Raw genomic sequence first — 515 nt, forward strand, 5'->3', positions numbered from 1 at the left:
TATTGCCATCAGCCAAAGAAGCCTACGATCGCCATTGACTATAATTTGCTGCCTTCGGCTTAACCCGAACTGACGTTCCGTTACTAACCCAAGTTGCGGGTTAAGTGGAGTTGGGGGATGAGGATGAAGCACAGGCCGGTGAATGAGTCGAACTGGCAAAAGCCGTTCGTAATCGCTTAAGCGGAACGAAGGACTAATCTATAAAGGCGGCTTCAAAGGTGAAAGCAACAATGAAGGTGGAGACCTTCAGCAAAAAGCCATCCATCGTCACGGCATGAATGGATTTAGGAAATCGAGCAGTAATGCCACTGAAGAGCGTTTCGATGAAGTGGCGAGTGGTTTGCTTGATATAAGCCAGACAGAGAGAATCAGGGCGTTTGGAATTGCGTTTACGAGTCCCTCCTCCGAAAGCTCATACTTCCTGAATCGGGTGACAGAGAGAATCAGGGCGTTTGGAATTGCGTTTACGAGCCACCTGTAACGTGATGGCATCGGTCTGTTGCAGGTCATCCTCA

1 pseudogene is annotated in these 515 nt (G+C 48.9%); it reads right to left on the reverse strand.

Annotated features, from left to right (window positions below):
- Positions 1-193: 193 nt before the first annotated feature.
- Positions 194-394 (reverse strand): annotated as a pseudogene (locus tag AB3R30_RS26980) (IS982 family transposase); the annotation flags it as partial.
- Between the last annotated feature and the right edge of the window lie 121 nt (positions 395-515).

The organism is Sivoneniella epilithica UHCC 1019, from assembly GCF_040830845.1.
GTDB lineage: Bacteria > Cyanobacteriota > Cyanobacteriia > Leptolyngbyales > Leptolyngbyaceae > ULC077BIN1.